The following is a 15,622-nucleotide window of genomic DNA, read 5'->3' as shown; positions in this document are numbered from 1 at the left end:
CACCATGAACATCCTCATCACCGGCGGCTGCGGCTTTCTCGGCGCACGGCTCGCGCGCACGCTGCTCGCGGGCGGCCCGCTCGCATTGGCTGGCGGCGCAGCCAAAGACATCTCGCGCATCACGCTGGCCGACCGCGTGACGCCGCCCGCCGACCTCGCAGCCGATACGCGCATCCAATTCGTGCAGGGCGATCTCTACGAGCAGGCCGGCAATGGCGTGCTGCCACTGGCCGACACCGATGCCGTCTTCCACCTCGCCGCGGCAGTGAGCGGCGAATGCGAAGCCGATTTCGACCTCGGCATGCGCAGCAACCTCGACACCACCCGCGCACTGCTCGACGCCTGCCGCCGTGCGGGCCATGCGCCGGTGTTCGTGTTCTCCAGCTCGGTCGCGGTGTTCGGCGATTCGCCCGAGCAGCGCCTGCCCGCGGTGATCGAGGACACCACGCTGCCGACGCCGCAGAACAGCTATGGCATCCAGAAATTCATCGGCGAGCAGCTCGTGGCCGACTTCACGCGCAAGGGCTTCGTGCAGGGCCGCAACGTGCGGCTCATGACGGTGTCGGTGCGACCAGGCCGGCCCAACGGTGCGGCCTCCAGCTTCCTGAGCGGCATGCTGCGCGAGCCGCTAGCCGGCGAGCGTGCGCGCTGCCCCGTGGCACCCGAAACGCCGGTCGCACTGGCGTCGCCCGGCAACACCGTCGCCGGCATCGTGCGCGCGGCCACCGCGAGCGCGACCGAATGGGGCGCGCGCACCGCCATCAACCTGCCCGCGCTGACCACCACCGTGCGCGAGATGGCCGATGCGCTCGAACGCATCGCGGGCAAGGACGCCACGGGTTTGATCGACTGGACGCCCGATGCGCAGGTCGCCAAGATCGTCACCAGCTGGCCGAGTCGCATCCACGCCGCGCGCGCAGAAGCGCTGGGCCTCAAGGCCGACGCGAGCTTCGACGCCATCCTGCGCGACTACGTGCGCGAGAACCCGCAGGCCGTGAAACTGCCTGTCGCTACCAAGGACTGATCCATGGGCAAACTAGTGCTCGGCTGCATCGCCGACGATTTCACCGGCGCGACCGACCTCGCCAACAACCTCGTGCGCGCGGGCATGCGCGTGGTGCAGGCCATCGGCGTGCCGGCCACGCCGCTCGATGCGGACGTCGATGCCGTCGTGGTCGCGCTCAAGTCGCGCACCATCGCGCCGGCCGAGGCCATCGCGCAATCGCTCGACGCGCTGCGCTGGCTGCAGGCGCAGGGCGCGCAGCAGATCTACTTCAAGTACTGCTCGACTTTCGACAGCACACCGCAGGGCAACATCGGCCCGGTCACCGAGGCGCTGATGGATGCGCTCGAATGCGACTTCACCATCGCCACGCCTGCCTTCCCCGACAACAAGCGCACCGTCTTCAAGGGCTACCTGTTCGCGGGCGATGTGCTGCTCAACGAGAGCGGCATGCAGAACCATCCGCTCACGCCGATGACCGATGCCAACCTCGTGCGCGTGCTGCAGGCGCAGTGCATGCGCAAGGTCGGGTTGATCGACCACACGGTGGTGGCGCGCGGCGATGCTGCGATCACCGAGCGCATCGCGCAGTTGAAGAGCGAGGGCATCTCGATCGCCATCGTCGATGCGGTGTCGAACGATGATTTGCTGCGCCTCGGCCCGGCGCTCGCGAAGATGCCGCTGGTCACCGCGGGTTCGGGCGTGGCCATCGGGCTGCCAGCGAACTTCGGCCTTGCCCCTTCGTCGCAAGCCAGCGCATTGCCGGCAGCGGGCGGGCTGCGCGCGGTGGTGTCGGGCAGCTGCTCGCTCGCCACCAACCGGCAGGTGCTCGACTTCATCCAGCGCGGCGGCGCGGCGCTGGCGATCGACCCGCTGCGCATTGCGGCAGGTGTCGATGTGGCGGCCGAAGCGCTGGCCTGGGCCGCGCCGCTGGTCGGCAAGCAACCGGTGCTGGTCTATTCCACCGCCGAAGCCGGCGCCGTGAAATCGGTGCAGGGCAAGCTCGGTGTCGACGAGGCCGGTGCGATGGTCGAGCGCACCATCGCCGCCATCGCACGCGGCCTGGTCGACCAGGGCGTGCGCCAACTGGTCGTCGCGGGCGGCGAAACCTCGGGCGCGTGCGTGCAGGCGCTGGGCATCGCGCAGATGCAGATCGGCCCGCAGATCGACCCCGGCGTGCCGTGGTGCCACGCGCGCGCGGAAGCCGCGCAGGGCGCGGGGGTGCACATCGCGCTCAAGTCCGGCAACTTCGGCGGCGACGATTTCTTCACCAAGGCCTTTACAGTGCTGGCATGACCGAGAACCAAGCGCGCGAAGAAATCTGCCGGGTCGGCCGCAGCCTGTTCGAGCGCGGCTACGTGCATGCGACGGCGGGCAACATCAGCGTGCGGCTGGACGATGGCTTCCTCATCACGCCGACCGATGCGTGCCTGGGCTTTCTCGATCCGGCGCGGCTTGCGCGGCTCGATGCGGACGGCAAGCAGGTCGGTGGTGACCGCGCCAGCAAGACCATCGCGCTGCACACGCGCATCTACGCAGCCGCGCGCCAGTTCGATGCACAGACGGCCTGCGTGATTCACACGCACAGCACGCATTGCGTGGCGCTCACGCTGAACGCGTCGGGCGGCGAACTGCTGCCCGCGCTCACGCCCTACTTCGTGATGAAGGTCGGCCATGTGCCGCTCATTCCGTACCACCGCCCCGGCGCGCCTGAAGCGGCAGAAAAGGTGGCGCAAGCCATAGAGCGCTTCGGCGCCGCGGGCACGCCCATCCGCGCCGTGATGCTCGAACGCCTCGGACCCAACGTGTGGCACGAGACGCCGGCCGCCGCGATGGCCGTGCTTGAGGAACTCGAGGAAACCGCCAGGCTCCAGATGCTCACCGGTGCCGCAAGGCCCGCGCCGCTGGATGCCGATCAGATCGATGAACTGCGCACCACCTTCGGTGCGCGCTGGTAATCAAAGCAACCCATGCCTCAATTCGCCGCCAACCTCTCGATGCTCTATCCCGAGCTCGATTTCCTCGACCGTTTCGATGCCGCCGCCAAAGACGGCTTCAAGGCCGTCGAATACCTGTTCCCCTATGCCTTCTCGAAGGAAGACATCGTCGCGCGCCTGAAGCACAACGGCCTGCAGCAGGTGCTCTTCAACGGTCCGCCCGGCAACTGGGAGGGCGGCGAGCGCGGCCTTGCATGCCTGCCCGGCCGCGACGCCGAGTTCCGCGATGGCATCGCCAAAGCCATCGACTACGCCGTGGCGCTCGACTGCCCGCGCATCCACGTCATGGCCGGCCTCGTACCGCAAGACTTGCAGCGCGATGCGGTGCAGCCCGTGTACCTCGACAACCTGCGCTGGGCCGCCGAAGAAGCCGCGAAGGCGGGCCGCGACGTGCTGATCGAGCCGATCAACACGCGCGACATCCCCGGCTTCTTCCTCAACCGGCAAGACCATGCGCACGAGATCGTCGAAACGGTAGGCGCGCCGAACCTCAAGGTGCAGATGGACCTGTACCACTGCCAGATCGTCGAAGGCGACGTGGCGATGAAGATCCGCAAGTACCTGCCCACCGGCCGCGTCGGCCACCTGCAGATCGCCGGCGTGCCCGAGCGCCACGAGCCCGATATCGGCGAGCAGAACTACGGCTATCTCTTCGACGTGATCGACGAGGTCTCGAAGCAAAGCGGCTGGCAGGGCTGGGTCGGCTGCGAGTACAAGCCCAAGCGCGGCTCGGAGCCCGGCGGCACTTCCGCGGGCCTGGGCTGGCTGCGCGCACTGCAACAGCGCGCATGAAGCTCGAGGCGCTGCGCATTCCGGCGCCGCTGCGTGGCTTTGCGGTGGGCGATGCGCAGGTCTTCGATATCACGCTCGATGGCGACAAGGTCACGGCCATCGTGCCCAGTGCCTCGCAGAGACAGGCGCGCGGCACGCTGCTGAGTGCGCTGGTCGAGGCGCATGCGCACATCGACAAGAACTACACGGTGCAGGAAGTGGGCGCGGCGCAGGGCAACCTGTTCGCGGCCATCGGGCGCATGGAAAAGCACCGCGCCGGCTGGACCGGCGAAACGCTGCGCCTGCGCATGGAACGCGCGCTGCACGACGCCTGGCGGTCGGGCACACGCGCGCTGCGCACGCACATCGACTGGGTGCAGCCCGAACCGCCGGCCGCGTTGGCCGTGTTCGAAGCACTGCGCGAGGAATGGCGCGGCCGCGTCGAACTGCAGTTCGTCTCGCTCACCCCGCTCGACGTGTTCTCGGACCTCGCGGCGCGTGAGCGCATCGCCAGTGAGGTGAAGCGCGCGGGCGGCGTGCTCGGTGCGTTCGTCTACCGCAACGAAGGCATTGTCCACAAGCTGGGCCGCGTGTTCGATCTCGCACAGCAGCACGGCCTCGGCCTCGACTTCCATGTCGATGAAGGGCTCGATGCCGAAGCCACGGGCCTGCGCAGCATCGCCCAACTCGTGCGTGCGCGCGACTTCAAGCAAGGCGTCGTCTGCGGCCACTGCTGTTCGCTCTCGGTGCAGGACGATGCAGTCGCCAACGAAACGCTCGCACTGTGCGCCGGCGCCGGAATCCACATCGTCGCGCTGCCCACCACCAACCTCTACCTGCAAGGCGCCTGGGACCGCACGCCCGTGCCGCGCGGCATCACGCGCATCCACGAGGCGGCGGCACGGGGCTTGCGTGCGAGCCTGGCCACGGACAACGTGCAGGACGCCTTTTATCCCTACGGCAGCTACGACCTCGTGGAGACCTTCGGCCTCGGCGTGCAGATGGCGCACCTCGCGCCCGCGGGCGACTGGCTCGATGCGATCACCGTCAGCCCCGCGAAGGCGCTTGGCCTCGCGTGGGACGGCCGCATCGCACCGGGCTGCCCCGCGGACCTGGTGCTGCTCGCGGCCACCGATGAGCATGAGCTCATCGGCCCGCGCGGGCGGCAGCGCACGGTGATCCGCAGCGGTCGAATTCTGGAGAAAACACAATGAGCATGGGCAAGCCAATGGCCAACTACGCCGCCGCCAAACGCGTCGGCGATTTCGTTTTCATGAGCGGCGTGGTCGCGGTCGATCCGGCCAAGCGTCGCGCCGTCGCGGGCTACGACGACATTCCCGAGGAAGCGCGCACCGCATTGCAGGGCGTGGGCTACGCCACCGGCCAGATGTCGGTCGATGTGTTCGAGGCGGCCATCGTCGCGCAGAGCTGGTTCGTGCTCGAGCGCATCCGCCAGATTGCGGCCGAGCATGGCGGCACGATGGACGACGTGGTCAAGCTGGTGCAGTACTTCCGCCACCTGCCGCACTACGCGTTCTACAACCGCGTGCGCGGCCTCTTCTATCCGGGCGAGCCGCCGGTGAGCACGGTGGTCGAGGTGTCGCGTTTCCTGCCGGGGGACGAGGTGCTGGTCGAAGTCGAAGCCACCATGTACCTTCCACAGCGTTGATGCGGCGCGGCTACTTGACTCCCGCCCCCTTCAGCAGGAAATCCGTCACCTGCGCGATCAGGTAGCCCCGGTCCTTGTCGTCGCCGTCCTGCGCGACGTTGCGGAAATACGCGGCCTGCGTCGCATGGTCCGCATAGAACTGCGTCACCGCCCAGATGTGGAACAGCACCAGCATCGGGTCGGCCTTGTCCATCAGGCCTTGGTTCATCCAGTTCTGGATCACGGCGGCGGCTTGGTCGGTGCGCGCCTTGCTCGTGTCCATCATCGTGTTGAGCACCGGTGCGCCGCGCATCATCTCGGCGGTGAAGATGCGCGAGCGCAGCGGGTGCTGGAACGAGAACACCATCTTGCGGTGGATCAGGTCGCTCAGCACCTTGCGCGGACCGAAGGCTTCGTCGCTGAAGCCGAACACCACGATCCAGTCGTTCAGGATGTCCTGCAGCACCAGCCGGTAGAGCGCTTCCTTGCTGTCGATGTAGTAGTGCAGCTGCGCCTTCGAGAGCCCGGCCTTGTCGGCGATGGCCTGCGTCGATGCGCCGGCCAGCCCCTCGCTCGCGAACACCTCGATGGCGGCCTGGTAGATGACGCCCAGCACCTGCGTGTACTTGCGCGACCGGCCGCGCGTGGCCGGTGCTTCGCTTTCGCTCTCGATGTCCTTCTCTTCCATGCTCACAGCTGCAGCACCAGTTCGAGGCCCTTGGCGCGCGAGCAGCACAGCGCCACCTTGCTGCGCCGCTCGGTGCCCGTGAGGCAGAAGTCACGGTGCTCGGCGCCGTCGCCATCGCCCTCGACCACGCAGGTGCCGCACAGGCCCTGCTGGCAGGACACGGGAATGTCGATGCCGACTTCGTGCAGCGCATCGACGGCCGTCTGGTCGGCCGCCACCGGCACCGTGATGCCACGCTGCGCGAGCTTCAGCGTGAAGGGCAGGCCGGTGGTCGTGTTGGCATCTGTCGGTGCCGCGAAGTACTCGGTGTGCAACGCGTCTTCGGGCCAGTGCGCGGCTGCGTCGCGCACCGCCTTCATGAAGCCGCCGGGGCCGCAGACGTAGAGATGGGTGCCCGGCGCGCGATCGGCCAGCAGCGTTTGCAGGTCGATGCGCTGCGATGCATCGCCCTGGTCCAGGTGCAGGCGCAGGTGCGGCGCGAGCGCGGGATCGCGCAACGCATCGGCAAACGCCAGGTGCTCTTCGCTGCGCGCGAACACGCACAGCGTGAACGACGCACCGCGCGCCGCGAGCGCCTGGGCCATCGCGAGCAGCGGCGTCATGCCGATGCCACCCGCCATCAGCAAGTGATGCGTGGCTTCTTCGCGCAGCGGAAAGGTATTGCGCGGCGTGCTGATCGCGATCAGGTCGCCCTCCCGCACGCGCTCGTGCATCGAGGCCGATCCGCCGCGGCTCGCAAGCTCGCGCTTCACGCCGATCACGTATGAAGGTGCATTCGACGGTGCCCGCGCCAACGAGTACTGCCGCGAGAACCCGCCCGGCATGTGCACGTCGATGTGCGCCCCCGCCTCGTACCCCGGCAGCGCGCGCCCCCACGGATGCGCCAGCTCGAAGGCCAGGATCTCCGGCGTCTCGCGCGAGATGCGTTCGACGCGGACGGTCAGCGTGCGTTCGAGGCTCATGGTGTGGTGTCTCCTTCTCTCTGCTCTCTAGATGTTCTGCAGCTTGCGCGAAACGCGCTCGATGAAATGCGTGCGGTCGCGTTCGGTGACGGCGTTCATGTCGTGCAGCTGCAGCCACGTCACCTTGCAGCGCCATGCGAACAGTGCGCGCAGGCCCCGCGTGAACAGTCGCCGGCAGGGGTCGCCGATCACTTTCAGGAACCAGCGCGGCGAGCCACCCGTGGTCACCACCGTGAGCCGCCGGATGTGGCGCATGCCCGACTTCGTGAGCTGGCCCTTGCGCTCGGCCGGCAGGAAGGCCACGCCCGGCAGCCAGACCCGCTCCAGCCAGCCCTTGAGCATGGACGGCGGCCCGTAGAACCAGATGGGGAACACGAACACCAGGTGCTCGGCCCACAGCAGCGCGTCGACATGTGGCTTCACACGTTCGCGGATCAGGTCGGGGTTGTCGATGTAGGCGATGCGCTCTTCGCGGGTGAGCGTCGGATCGAAGCCCTCGGCGTAGAGGTCGATGGCCCGGACGGTGTGCCGGTGTTCGAGCGCTTCGAGAGCGGTGCGGTAGAGCGCGTGGTTGAAGCTGTCAGGGTTCGGATGGCAGTGGACGACGAGCGTTTTCATGGTGGAGGGCCGGTTCGCCTGTCGGCGAGACGGGGTCAGAGCCCAAGGAGTGAAAGGCCGCGCGGTGCCTTATGGCAACCCAGGCGCCGGCATCTGACCCCGGCGCAAGCCCCGCGCGACCCACGGGAAAAACAATGGCGAAGCGGGACGGCTTACTTGCCGGTGAGCTTCTTGCGAACGTCGACACCGACGCCCTTGTTCACGAACTGCATGGTCACGACCTTCGAGAGATCGACCTCGCCCGTCTTGTAGAGACCGGCCTTGACCATCTTGTCGTAGAAGTCCTTCACGCGGGCTTCGTCCATGGCGCCGATGCCCTTGGTGAGCGATTCGCCGCTGTCCACGATGCCCATCTTCTTCATGAGGTCGATCGAGCCTTGCGATGCGGCCACAGGCGAGTCGGGGTTGATCTTGGCGATCATCTCGTTGGCCGCCTTGTTGTCGCCGTAGAGGTAGTTGTTCCAGCCGATGATCGAGGCCTCGACGAACTTGCGGACCGTCTCGGGCCTGGTCTTGATGAGGTCGGCGCGCGTCTCGATGGTGGTCGAGTAGGTCGAGAAGCCGTTGTCGGCCAGCAGCTGCACCACCGGATCGAACCCGGCCTGCGCCTTGATCGACAGCGGCTCCGAAATCGCATAGCCCTGCTGGATCGACTTCTTGTCCGCGAGGAACGGGCCGACGTTGAAGGTGTAGGGCTTGAGCTGCGAATCCTTGAAGCCGTGCTCGGACTTCATCCACTGCCAGAAGCTGAACTGGCCGTCCTTGCCGATGAAGGCCACGGGCGCCTTGGTCATGTCCTTGAAGGTGTCGAAGCCCTGGCCCGGGTGCGCGAAGATGGCCTGCGGGTCCTTCTGGAAGAAGGCCGCGACCACCACGGTGGGCACGCCGTTCTTCACGTTGTCGAAGGACTGCAGCAGGTTGCCGGTCATGAGGAAGTCGACCTTGCCGGCCGGCAGCATGGGCCGGTTGTTGACCATCGGGCCGCCCTGCTGGATGTCCACATCGAGGCCGTACTTCTTGTAGGTGCCGTCCACCAGCGCCTGGTAGAAGCCGCCGTGGCCGGCCTGCGCTTTCCAGTTGGTGGCGAACACCACTTTTTCCTGCGCCTGCGCGGCGAAGGCGGCGCCCGCGAGCGCCAGGCCGAGGGCGAGCGGTCGGAGATTGAAAGCGGGGATGCGCATGGGAACGTGCTCCTGTGGAGGTTTTGAAAAGTACGGGATGCGGAGACTAAATCTTTTCAGCGTTCGACGGCCATGTCCGGGTGCCATCCGCGTGTTTTTCCGGGGTTCATCAAACCCATCGGGTCGCTGCGCTTCTTGAACTCGATCTGCTGCGTGTCGATGGTCTTCATGCCGCCGTCCTCGATGGTGACCACATGCGGGTTGAAGATCTGGCAGCCGCCTTGCGACTCGATCTCGCGGATCACCTCGTACTGGTGCGCCTCGCCCTTCCAGCGCACGAGCAGGATGCCGAAGGTGCCGCACTCGCCGTTGGCACGTGCGAAGTCCTGGTGCTGCAGCACGTCGTCGCCGAAGATTTGCAGATGACGCTCGACCACCGAAGGATCGAACGGTTGCGCATACGCGACCTGCAGATAGGTCCAGCCGCGGTCGGCCTTCAGCGCCTGCAGCGTCGTGTGGTTGAAGGCGCACTCGTAGGCGGGCGGCAAGCCGTCGGCGAGCAGTTCGGCCTCGGTGCCTGCGACGGAGATCGTGCCGCCGTGCGCATCGGCCAACGCGCGGAACTCGGCCATCGACTCGGGCGAGACCATGGTGAACACCGCATGCCGGTCGATCGGAAAGCGGTCGCGCATCGCCGTGTAGTAGGGCGAGAAACGCGCTTCCACGGTAGACAGCAAAAAGATGTCGAGCGTTGGCGCCTGCGCCGCGATGCCGAAGTCGAGCGCGCCGCGGTACGTCTCGAAGAGCACCGTGCAATGCACCCAGTCGACCGCCGGGCTCAGCGCCACCTCGACGTCGAGGATCACGCCGTTGGTGCCGTAGGCGTGGTGCACCTGCTGGATCTCGTCGCCCTGCAACTCGATGACGCGTGGCTCGCGCTCCACCGTCATCACGCGCGCGCGCAGCAGGTTGCCGGGGTCGCGCAGGATGCCGTGGCGAAACGATCCGATGCCGCCGAAGCCGCCCGCGATGAAGCCGCCGATGCTGGCCACATGCCAGGTCGAGGGCCACATGCGCAGCGCCTGCCCGGTCTCGCGCGCGGCAAGGTCGATGTCGTGCATGCGCGCGCCGGCTTCCACGCGCATGCGGCCGTCCTGGATGTCGAGCACGCGGCACATCTGCGTCACGTCGAGCACGATGCCGCCTTCGAGCGGCACGCACTGGCCGTAGTTGCCGGTGCCGCCCGCGCGCACGGTGAGGGGCAGCTTCCACTTCGCGGCGACCGCCGCGGCCTGCCGCACGTCGTCCTCGGTGCTGACCTTCACCACGAGGTCGGCCACGCAGCCCGCGAGCTGCGCGGTGAGGATGGGGCTGTACCAGTAGAAGTCTTTTGAAAGCTGCTTGCGCTGGCTGGGTGCGGTGATCAGGTTGAGTCCGCGCAGGTCTTCGCGCACGGCGTCCCAGTCGATGACCGTGTGCATCGCCCTAGCGTTCACGACGCATCTCGCTCTCGTGCCAATGCCCCAGCACCATGCGCGAGAGGGCGGCGAACACGATGAAGATCACGATGCCGAGCAGAGACACCAGGAGCAGCGCGGCGAACATCATCGGGATCTCGGTGCGGAAGCTCGATTCGAGGATGCGCGAGGCCAACCCCGTTTCCTTGCCCGCCGTGCCCGCAGTGAACTCCGCCACCACCGCGCCGATCAGGCTCAGCCCGCCAGCGATCTTCAGCCCCGCCATGAAGTACGGCAGCGCACTCGGCGCGAGCAAATAGCGGAAGGTCTGCCAGGGCGAGGCCTTGTAGAGCTGGAACAGGTCGCGCAGGTTGCTGTCGGCGCTCTTGAGGCCGATGACGGTGTTCGACAGGATCGGGAAGAACGCCACGATCCACGCGCACAGCAGCAGCGCCGCGGTGGTGCTCGACACGTAGATCAGGATCAGCGGCGCGATCGCGATGATCGGCGTCACCTGCAGGATCACCGCGATCGGGAAGAGGCCGATCTCCACCCACTTGAAGAGCGCGAACGCGACCGCTAGCAGCACGCCGCCGACGATGGCCGCCAGCAGCGCGAGCAGCGTGAGCTTCACGGTGAACCAGAGCGCGCTGGAGAGCGTGTCCCAGTTGTCGAACAGCGTCTTCAGGATGAGCGAGGGCGCGGGCAGGATGTAGTGCGGGATGTTGTTGGCGCGCACCGTCCATTCCCAGATGAGCAGCAGCAGCGCGACGATGGCCGCGGGCACGACGATGCGCAAGAGCGATTCGCGGCGGCGCAGCCGGTCTTCGCGCGCGCGCAGTGAGGCTTCGGAGGGCGCCGTGTCCACATCCGCGAGGGCCACGGGTTCAGTGATCGATGTCGACGCCATGCAGGGCTCCGTGCAGGGATTGCGAGACAGCAGTGCAATGCGCGTTGTAGCGGCTCGAGGTGCGGAATTCCTCGCCACGCGGATAAGGCTCGTCGATGCGGATTTCGTCAATGACGCGGCCCGGGCGCGCGGCCATCACCACGATGCGGTTCGACAGATACACAGACTCGTACACGCTGTGCGTGACGAACACCACCGAGAAGCGGTGCTCGCGCCAGATGGCGAGCAGGTCGTTGTTGAGCTTGATGCGCGTCATTTCATCCAACGCGGCGAAGGGCTCGTCCATCAGCAGCAGGCGCGGGTGCGTGACCAGCGCGCGCGCAATCGACACGCGCATCTTCATGCCGCCCGAGAGCTCGCGCGGGTACACGTCGGCAAAGCGCGAGAGGCCGACCATCTCCAGCACCTGCTGCACGACCGGCGCCGCCGCATCGCGGCTCTGGCCGGCCAGCTTGAGCGGCAGCCACACGTTGTCGAACACCTTGGCCCAGGGCATGAGCGTGGGCTCCTGGAACACGAAGCCCAGGTCTCGGTCGCTCTGCGTCTTGCCGGTGTTGGCGCCGGACCAGTGCATCTCGCCCGAGCTGAGCCGGGTGAGCCCCGCGATGAGCCGCAGCGCCGTGCTCTTGCCGCAGCCCGAGGGGCCGAGAAAACTGATGAAGTCGTGCTCGCCGATATCGAGCGTCATGCCCTGCAGCGCGAGCGTGCCGTTGGCAAAGCGCTTGCTGACGTGGCGCAGGCTGACCAGCGGCGGGGTGGATGGCGTGGTGCTTTCCATGGTGTGCGCGAGCCTAGCGCCAGGCAGGTTCGTTGGCGAGGCGCGACAGCGGGAAGCGGTCCACCTCATGCAGCAATTCGACGAAGCGACGGCCCACATGGTCGAGCACCGCGGCGCCCTTCTCGGCGGTGGCGCGCGTGGCATCGCCGGCCGCGCCCGAGGGGTTGATGTCGTGCATCTGCCAGCCGAGCTTGCCGCTCGGGGTGATCGAGAGGAACTTGTTCTCCGCCGCGAGTTGCTCGGTCATCGAGCTGAAGTTCTGGAACTGGTCCTTCCGCACGTAGTCCGGCGTGAGATGCAGCATCACCGAGCTTTCGAGATCGCCCGCATGGATGCCGTGCTTGCCCTCGTGCGCGGTGAACAGGCCCTCAGGCAGGCCCAGCGTGTACCAGTTGGCGGCGACGACCATCATGTCGTGCTCCTCACGCAGGTCGCGTGCCACGATGTCCATCACGCTCATCTGGCCGCCGTGGCTGTTGTAGAGCACGAGCTTGCGCACGCCGGCCTTGGCGACGCAGGCGCCGATGTCCTTCCACAGCGAGATCAGCGTGTTGGCCGACACGGTGAGCGTGCCCGGGTAGCGCGAGTGCTCGTTGCTCTTGCCGTAGGGCACGGTGGGGAGAAACAGCACCGGCAGGTCGTCGGGCAGGTGCGGGAGCGTGGCGCGCACCATGCCGTCGATGGTGGCGGTGTCGGTCGACATCGGCAGGTGCGGACCGTGCTGCTCGGTGGCACCCACCGGCAACACGGCGATGAGCCGTTCGCGGTCCAGGCGGGAGAACTCTTCGCTGGTCAGGTCGGACCAGAAGCGGCTGCGCAGTTGGGGCGGATTCATCGGGGGATACCTCGTGACGCGACGGCCGGATGATGACTTAAATCATCCATTCGGTCAAAAAAAGTAGCTCCGCAATTACCCGTACGCCTGTGCGCGCATCCGAAAACGCCACCCAAACCAGATCAACTGGTCAACGGCATCCGGTTACCAGCGCACCCGCATCCCCACCTGCCCCTGCATGCCGGACCGCTCGCCGTCGTTGCCAATGGCCCGCGTGTACGCGAGCCCGCCGTACATCGCCACCGTCTTGCTCACCTGCCCCACCACGCCCGCACCCACTTCGAGCGCGCTCGCGTTGCGCCGGTTGGCGACCTGGTCGGTCGGGCCGAAGAAGAGCGCGTTGGTGCCGCTGAAGGTGTGCCAGAGGTTGGCCTTGGCGTACGGCTTCCAGGTGCCGCCCGCGGCGCTGAAGCGGCCCTCCAGCCGCGCGCCGAGGCGCCCGGTGACGGCGTTGTCGCGCTGGAAGCGCACGGTGGAGAGGCCGTCGTCGAAATCGTCGACCGAGCTGCGCTGCCAGATCAGCTGCACCTGCGGTTGCAGCGAGACGTTGTCGCCCAGCGCGAACGGATAGCCGGCTTCGAGCGAGGCGGTGATCGTCTTGCCATGCGGCCGGCCGCCGCGCCCGAGCGTGGACTGCGCATCGGTCTTGAAGCGCGTGGCCATGAGCACGGCGTCGCTGTACCAGCCGCTCGCCGCCACGCGCGTCCAGTACGCGCCCAGGCCGTAGCCCTCGACGCTCAGGCGTCCGGTGGCCGCGTTGGTCGCGCCGCCCGCCATGCCGCTGGTGTCGCCGCTCGCCCGCGTGTAGCCGCCGAGCAGGCCCACGCGGTGGCGTCCGCCCGAGGCGTCGGTGCCCACCAGGAAATCGTGGCCCAGCTGCAGCCCGTGGATGTTGCCGTCGAACTGCGGATTCGCATCGCCGCGCAGGCGCTGGCGCGTGCTTTCGCCGAAGACCCGCCCCCAGGAAGCCTGCCGGCCTTCGTCGTCCGCAAGCAGCTGCTGGTTGCCCTGTCGGTCGTGGAAGCTGCCCAGCTGCGCGAGGCCGAGCTGGCGCACCACCAGCGGCACGCTGCTGTAGAGCGCCACCTCGGGCCGGTAGAGCTTGACCTGCTCGACGACGGGCGCCGGCGCGCCGGGCACGTTCGGCGTTTCCGCGGCGACCTCGAGCGCCTCGGTGACCGACCCCACCACCACGCCGCCGACCAGGTAGCCGCTGTTGCGCAGGTACCAGTTGTCCGGGTTGTTGCCGGCCGCGCCGCCGCGGAACAGGCGATAGGTGTACGCACCGGCCTCGACCGGCTGCGCGAGCGAGAACGCCTGGGTGGCCGTGGTGCCGCCGTTGACCGTCTGCACCACCAGGATGCCGTCGGCCAGCGTCGGCGCGCCCATGCCGCCGCGGTTGACCACGCGGATCGCGGTGCCGCCCGAGGCCGCGCCGCCGTCGATCACCAGCCGGTCGGAAGGCGCGTTGTCGCCGGCCAGCACGGTGTTGATCTGCATCAGCGCTCCGTTGCCCAGGTAGTTGCCGCGCACCGTGAAGGCGCCGAAGTTCACGCCGTCGTTCGGGCCGGGCAAAAGCGTGCCCTGGTTCGTCACGTTGCCCGCGAAGGTGCCGGTGCCGGCGACCGTGGTGCCGGGGAGCACGTTGATGACCGGGCTGGTCAGCGTGGCGGGGAGATTGAAGCGGCCCGACTCGATCCGTACCGACTCCGAGAAGCTCGCATCGGTGAGCCACGACCATTCGGTGCCGCGCATCGTCAAATTCCGGAAACTGCGGAAGGCGTTGTCCACCGTGCCGCGGCCTTCGAGGAAGGTGTCCGAGCGCGCACCGCCGCCGTCCGCGCCGCCCCTGATGACCGAGCCGGTCTGCAGGATCAGCGTGCCGGTGCCCAGGGCGCCCATGTAGATCGCGTCGGTGTTGTCGGCCCCGCCGTGGCCCTCGATGGTGCCGGCATTGACCAGCGTGTCGTTGCCGTTCTGGCCGCGGTAGCCGTAGCCGTTGGCGCTCGAGATCGAGCCGCCGGCGCGGTTTTCCACGCGCGAGAAGAAGGTCCCGCCCAGGGTGTTGGCATGCACGGCATCGGCGCCGCCCGCCGGCGAGTTGGCGCCCGTGGTGGCGATGCTGCCGGTGTTGACCAGGAGGTTGGTCACCAGGTTGCCGCCCTGCATGTACACGCCCTTGGCCGACGTGCCGCCCACCGTGATGGTGCCGTTGTTGATGATCGTGTTGCCCGGGCCCAGCGTGGAGATGCCATGCGAGCTGCCGCCCGAGGTGGTGATCGTGCCGTTGTTGGTGATGAGCGTGCGCGTGCTGCTGTTCGACGTCACCAGGATGCCCGAGGTGCCGCCGCTCGTGGTGCGGATGGCGCCGTTGTTGGTCATCGTGTTGTCGTTGCCCGTGGCCACCATCGCCGCGCGCGCCGAGCCCGAACCGCCCGAGACCGTGATGCTGCCGTTGTTCGTGATCGTGCTGGCATCGCGCACCAGCAGGACCTGCGTGGCGTTGGTGGTCAACGTGGCGCCGCTGTCCACGGTGATGGCAACGCCGGTGCTGCCCGGCGCGGCGATCACGCTGGCCGAGCCGGTCGTCGTGCCGTCGCAGACCACGCTCTGGCCGGTGCCCGGCGTGGCGGTGGGGCCGCACGCCGCGCTGGCGGTGCCGCCGGCCATTCCCGCAAGGGCGGCCACGATACAAGTGAGAGGAGATGCCGGTGTGCGGCGGGAAGATAGGGGGCGCTGCTCCAAACGCATGGTCCTTGCTCCTTCTTGTTTTCTGCACGTCCGCAAGGGGCCTGTATCGACCCCTTGCCCATTATTCAGTGCAATTAACAATT

15 protein-coding genes are annotated in these 15,622 nt (G+C 67.6%); 6 read left to right on the top strand and 9 right to left on the bottom strand.

Features of this window, described 5'->3' with window-relative positions; all coding sequences use genetic code 11:
- Window positions 1-4: 4 nt before the first annotated feature.
- The 6 genes from denD to GNX71_RS32575 are packed head-to-tail and all read left to right on the top strand — an operon-like array spanning window position 5 to window position 5,440.
- A complete protein-coding gene (denD, locus tag GNX71_RS32600; protein WP_206176212.1) occupies window positions 5-1,024 on the top strand; it encodes a D-erythronate dehydrogenase in 1,020 nt (339 codons plus the stop codon).
- Between the two features lie 3 nt (window positions 1,025-1,027).
- Window positions 1,028-2,299: a 3-oxo-tetronate kinase gene (gene otnK, locus GNX71_RS32595; protein ID WP_206176211.1), complete on the top strand. Its 1,272-nt coding sequence runs from the start codon at window positions 1,028-1,030 to the stop codon at window positions 2,297-2,299.
- On the top strand, window positions 2,296-2,961 hold the full coding sequence (locus GNX71_RS32590; RefSeq protein WP_206176210.1) for an aldolase: 666 nt from the start codon (window positions 2,296-2,298) through the stop codon (window positions 2,959-2,961). Before otnK ends, GNX71_RS32590 begins: the two co-directional genes overlap by 4 nt.
- A 12-nt stretch (window positions 2,962-2,973) precedes the next feature.
- Window positions 2,974-3,792, top strand: a complete 819-nt coding sequence (otnI, locus tag GNX71_RS32585) for a 2-oxo-tetronate isomerase (protein WP_206176209.1) — start codon at window positions 2,974-2,976, stop codon at window positions 3,790-3,792.
- A complete protein-coding gene (locus tag GNX71_RS32580; RefSeq protein ID WP_206176208.1) occupies window positions 3,789-4,985 on the top strand; it encodes an amidohydrolase family protein in 1,197 nt (398 codons plus the stop codon). Before otnI ends, GNX71_RS32580 begins: the two co-directional genes overlap by 4 nt.
- A complete protein-coding gene (locus GNX71_RS32575) occupies window positions 4,982-5,440 on the top strand; it encodes a RidA family protein (RefSeq protein ID WP_206176207.1) in 459 nt (152 codons plus the stop codon). Before GNX71_RS32580 ends, GNX71_RS32575 begins: the two co-directional genes overlap by 4 nt.
- Window positions 5,441-5,450: 10 nt before the next feature.
- Here the strand turns inward: GNX71_RS32575 and GNX71_RS32570 are convergent, their stop codons facing one another.
- The 9 genes from GNX71_RS32570 to GNX71_RS32530 all read right to left on the bottom strand — a co-directional run bounded on the left by GNX71_RS32570 (window position 5,451) and on the right by GNX71_RS32530 (window position 15,458).
- A complete protein-coding gene (locus GNX71_RS32570) occupies window positions 5,451-6,107 on the bottom strand; it encodes a TetR family transcriptional regulator C-terminal domain-containing protein (protein ID WP_241027111.1) in 657 nt (218 codons plus the stop codon).
- Between the two features lie 2 nt (window positions 6,108-6,109).
- Window positions 6,110-7,069, bottom strand: coding sequence for a PDR/VanB family oxidoreductase (locus GNX71_RS32565; RefSeq protein ID WP_206176205.1), 960 nt, complete (start codon window positions 7,067-7,069; stop codon window positions 6,110-6,112).
- 27 nt (window positions 7,070-7,096) lie between these two features.
- A complete protein-coding gene (locus GNX71_RS32560) occupies window positions 7,097-7,687 on the bottom strand; it encodes an NAD(P)H-dependent oxidoreductase (RefSeq protein ID WP_206176204.1) in 591 nt (196 codons plus the stop codon).
- Between the two features lie 152 nt (window positions 7,688-7,839).
- The gene (locus GNX71_RS32555) at window positions 7,840-8,868 is read right to left on the bottom strand and encodes an ABC transporter substrate-binding protein (RefSeq protein ID WP_206176203.1); all 1,029 of its coding nucleotides are present in this window, start codon (window positions 8,866-8,868) and stop codon (window positions 7,840-7,842) included.
- Window positions 8,869-8,924: 56 nt separating this feature from the next.
- Window positions 8,925-10,289 (bottom strand): FAD-binding oxidoreductase, encoded by a 1,365-nt coding sequence (locus GNX71_RS32550; protein ID WP_206176202.1) that lies wholly within the window; start codon window positions 10,287-10,289, stop codon window positions 8,925-8,927.
- Between the two features lie 4 nt (window positions 10,290-10,293).
- Window positions 10,294-11,175 carry an ABC transporter permease subunit gene (locus GNX71_RS32545; RefSeq protein WP_206176201.1) on the bottom strand — a complete coding sequence of 294 codons (882 nt, stop codon included), beginning with the start codon at window positions 11,173-11,175 and terminating at the stop codon, window positions 10,294-10,296.
- Window positions 11,153-11,953, bottom strand: coding sequence for an ABC transporter ATP-binding protein (locus tag GNX71_RS32540; protein ID WP_206176200.1), 801 nt, complete (start codon window positions 11,951-11,953; stop codon window positions 11,153-11,155). Before GNX71_RS32540 ends, GNX71_RS32545 begins: the two co-directional genes overlap by 23 nt.
- A 13-nt stretch (window positions 11,954-11,966) precedes the next feature.
- On the bottom strand, window positions 11,967-12,788 hold the full coding sequence (locus tag GNX71_RS32535) for a creatininase family protein (protein WP_206176199.1): 822 nt from the start codon (window positions 12,786-12,788) through the stop codon (window positions 11,967-11,969).
- 144 nt (window positions 12,789-12,932) lie between these two features.
- Window positions 12,933-15,458, bottom strand: coding sequence for an autotransporter outer membrane beta-barrel domain-containing protein (locus GNX71_RS32530; protein WP_241027110.1), 2,526 nt, complete (start codon window positions 15,456-15,458; stop codon window positions 12,933-12,935).
- Between the last annotated feature and the right edge of the window lie 164 nt (window positions 15,459-15,622).

The organism is Variovorax sp. RKNM96, from assembly GCF_017161115.1.
In the GTDB taxonomy this organism is placed as follows: domain Bacteria; phylum Pseudomonadota; class Gammaproteobacteria; order Burkholderiales; family Burkholderiaceae_C; genus Variovorax.
The sequence above is the reverse complement of the archived record's forward strand: the minus strand, read 5'-3'. Positions and strand labels throughout refer to the sequence as shown.

Coding starts and splice junctions, on each gene's coding strand:
- GNX71_RS32570 (WP_241027111.1), bottom strand. CDS start 6,107: ATGGAAGAGAAGGACATCGAGAGCGAAAGCGAAGCACCGGCCACGCGC.
- GNX71_RS32590 (WP_206176210.1), top strand. CDS start 2,296: ATGACCGAGAACCAAGCGCGCGAAGAAATCTGCCGGGTCGGCCGCAGC.
- GNX71_RS32550 (WP_206176202.1), bottom strand. CDS start 10,289: ATGCACACGGTCATCGACTGGGACGCCGTGCGCGAAGACCTGCGCGGA.
- otnI (WP_206176209.1), top strand. CDS start 2,974: ATGCCTCAATTCGCCGCCAACCTCTCGATGCTCTATCCCGAGCTCGAT.
- otnK (WP_206176211.1), top strand. CDS start 1,028: ATGGGCAAACTAGTGCTCGGCTGCATCGCCGACGATTTCACCGGCGCG.
- GNX71_RS32535 (WP_206176199.1), bottom strand. CDS start 12,788: ATGAATCCGCCCCAACTGCGCAGCCGCTTCTGGTCCGACCTGACCAGC.
- GNX71_RS32575 (WP_206176207.1), top strand. CDS start 4,982: ATGAGCATGGGCAAGCCAATGGCCAACTACGCCGCCGCCAAACGCGTC.
- GNX71_RS32530 (WP_241027110.1), bottom strand. CDS start 15,458: ATGGCCGGCGGCACCGCCAGCGCGGCGTGCGGCCCCACCGCCACGCCG.
- GNX71_RS32580 (WP_206176208.1), top strand. CDS start 3,789: ATGAAGCTCGAGGCGCTGCGCATTCCGGCGCCGCTGCGTGGCTTTGCG.
- GNX71_RS32555 (WP_206176203.1), bottom strand. CDS start 8,868: ATGCGCATCCCCGCTTTCAATCTCCGACCGCTCGCCCTCGGCCTGGCG.
- GNX71_RS32565 (WP_206176205.1), bottom strand. CDS start 7,069: ATGAGCCTCGAACGCACGCTGACCGTCCGCGTCGAACGCATCTCGCGC.
- GNX71_RS32560 (WP_206176204.1), bottom strand. CDS start 7,687: ATGAAAACGCTCGTCGTCCACTGCCATCCGAACCCTGACAGCTTCAAC.
- GNX71_RS32545 (WP_206176201.1), bottom strand. CDS start 11,175: ATGGCGTCGACATCGATCACTGAACCCGTGGCCCTCGCGGATGTGGAC.
- denD (WP_206176212.1), top strand. CDS start 5: ATGAACATCCTCATCACCGGCGGCTGCGGCTTTCTCGGCGCACGGCTC.
- GNX71_RS32540 (WP_206176200.1), bottom strand. CDS start 11,953: ATGGAAAGCACCACGCCATCCACCCCGCCGCTGGTCAGCCTGCGCCAC.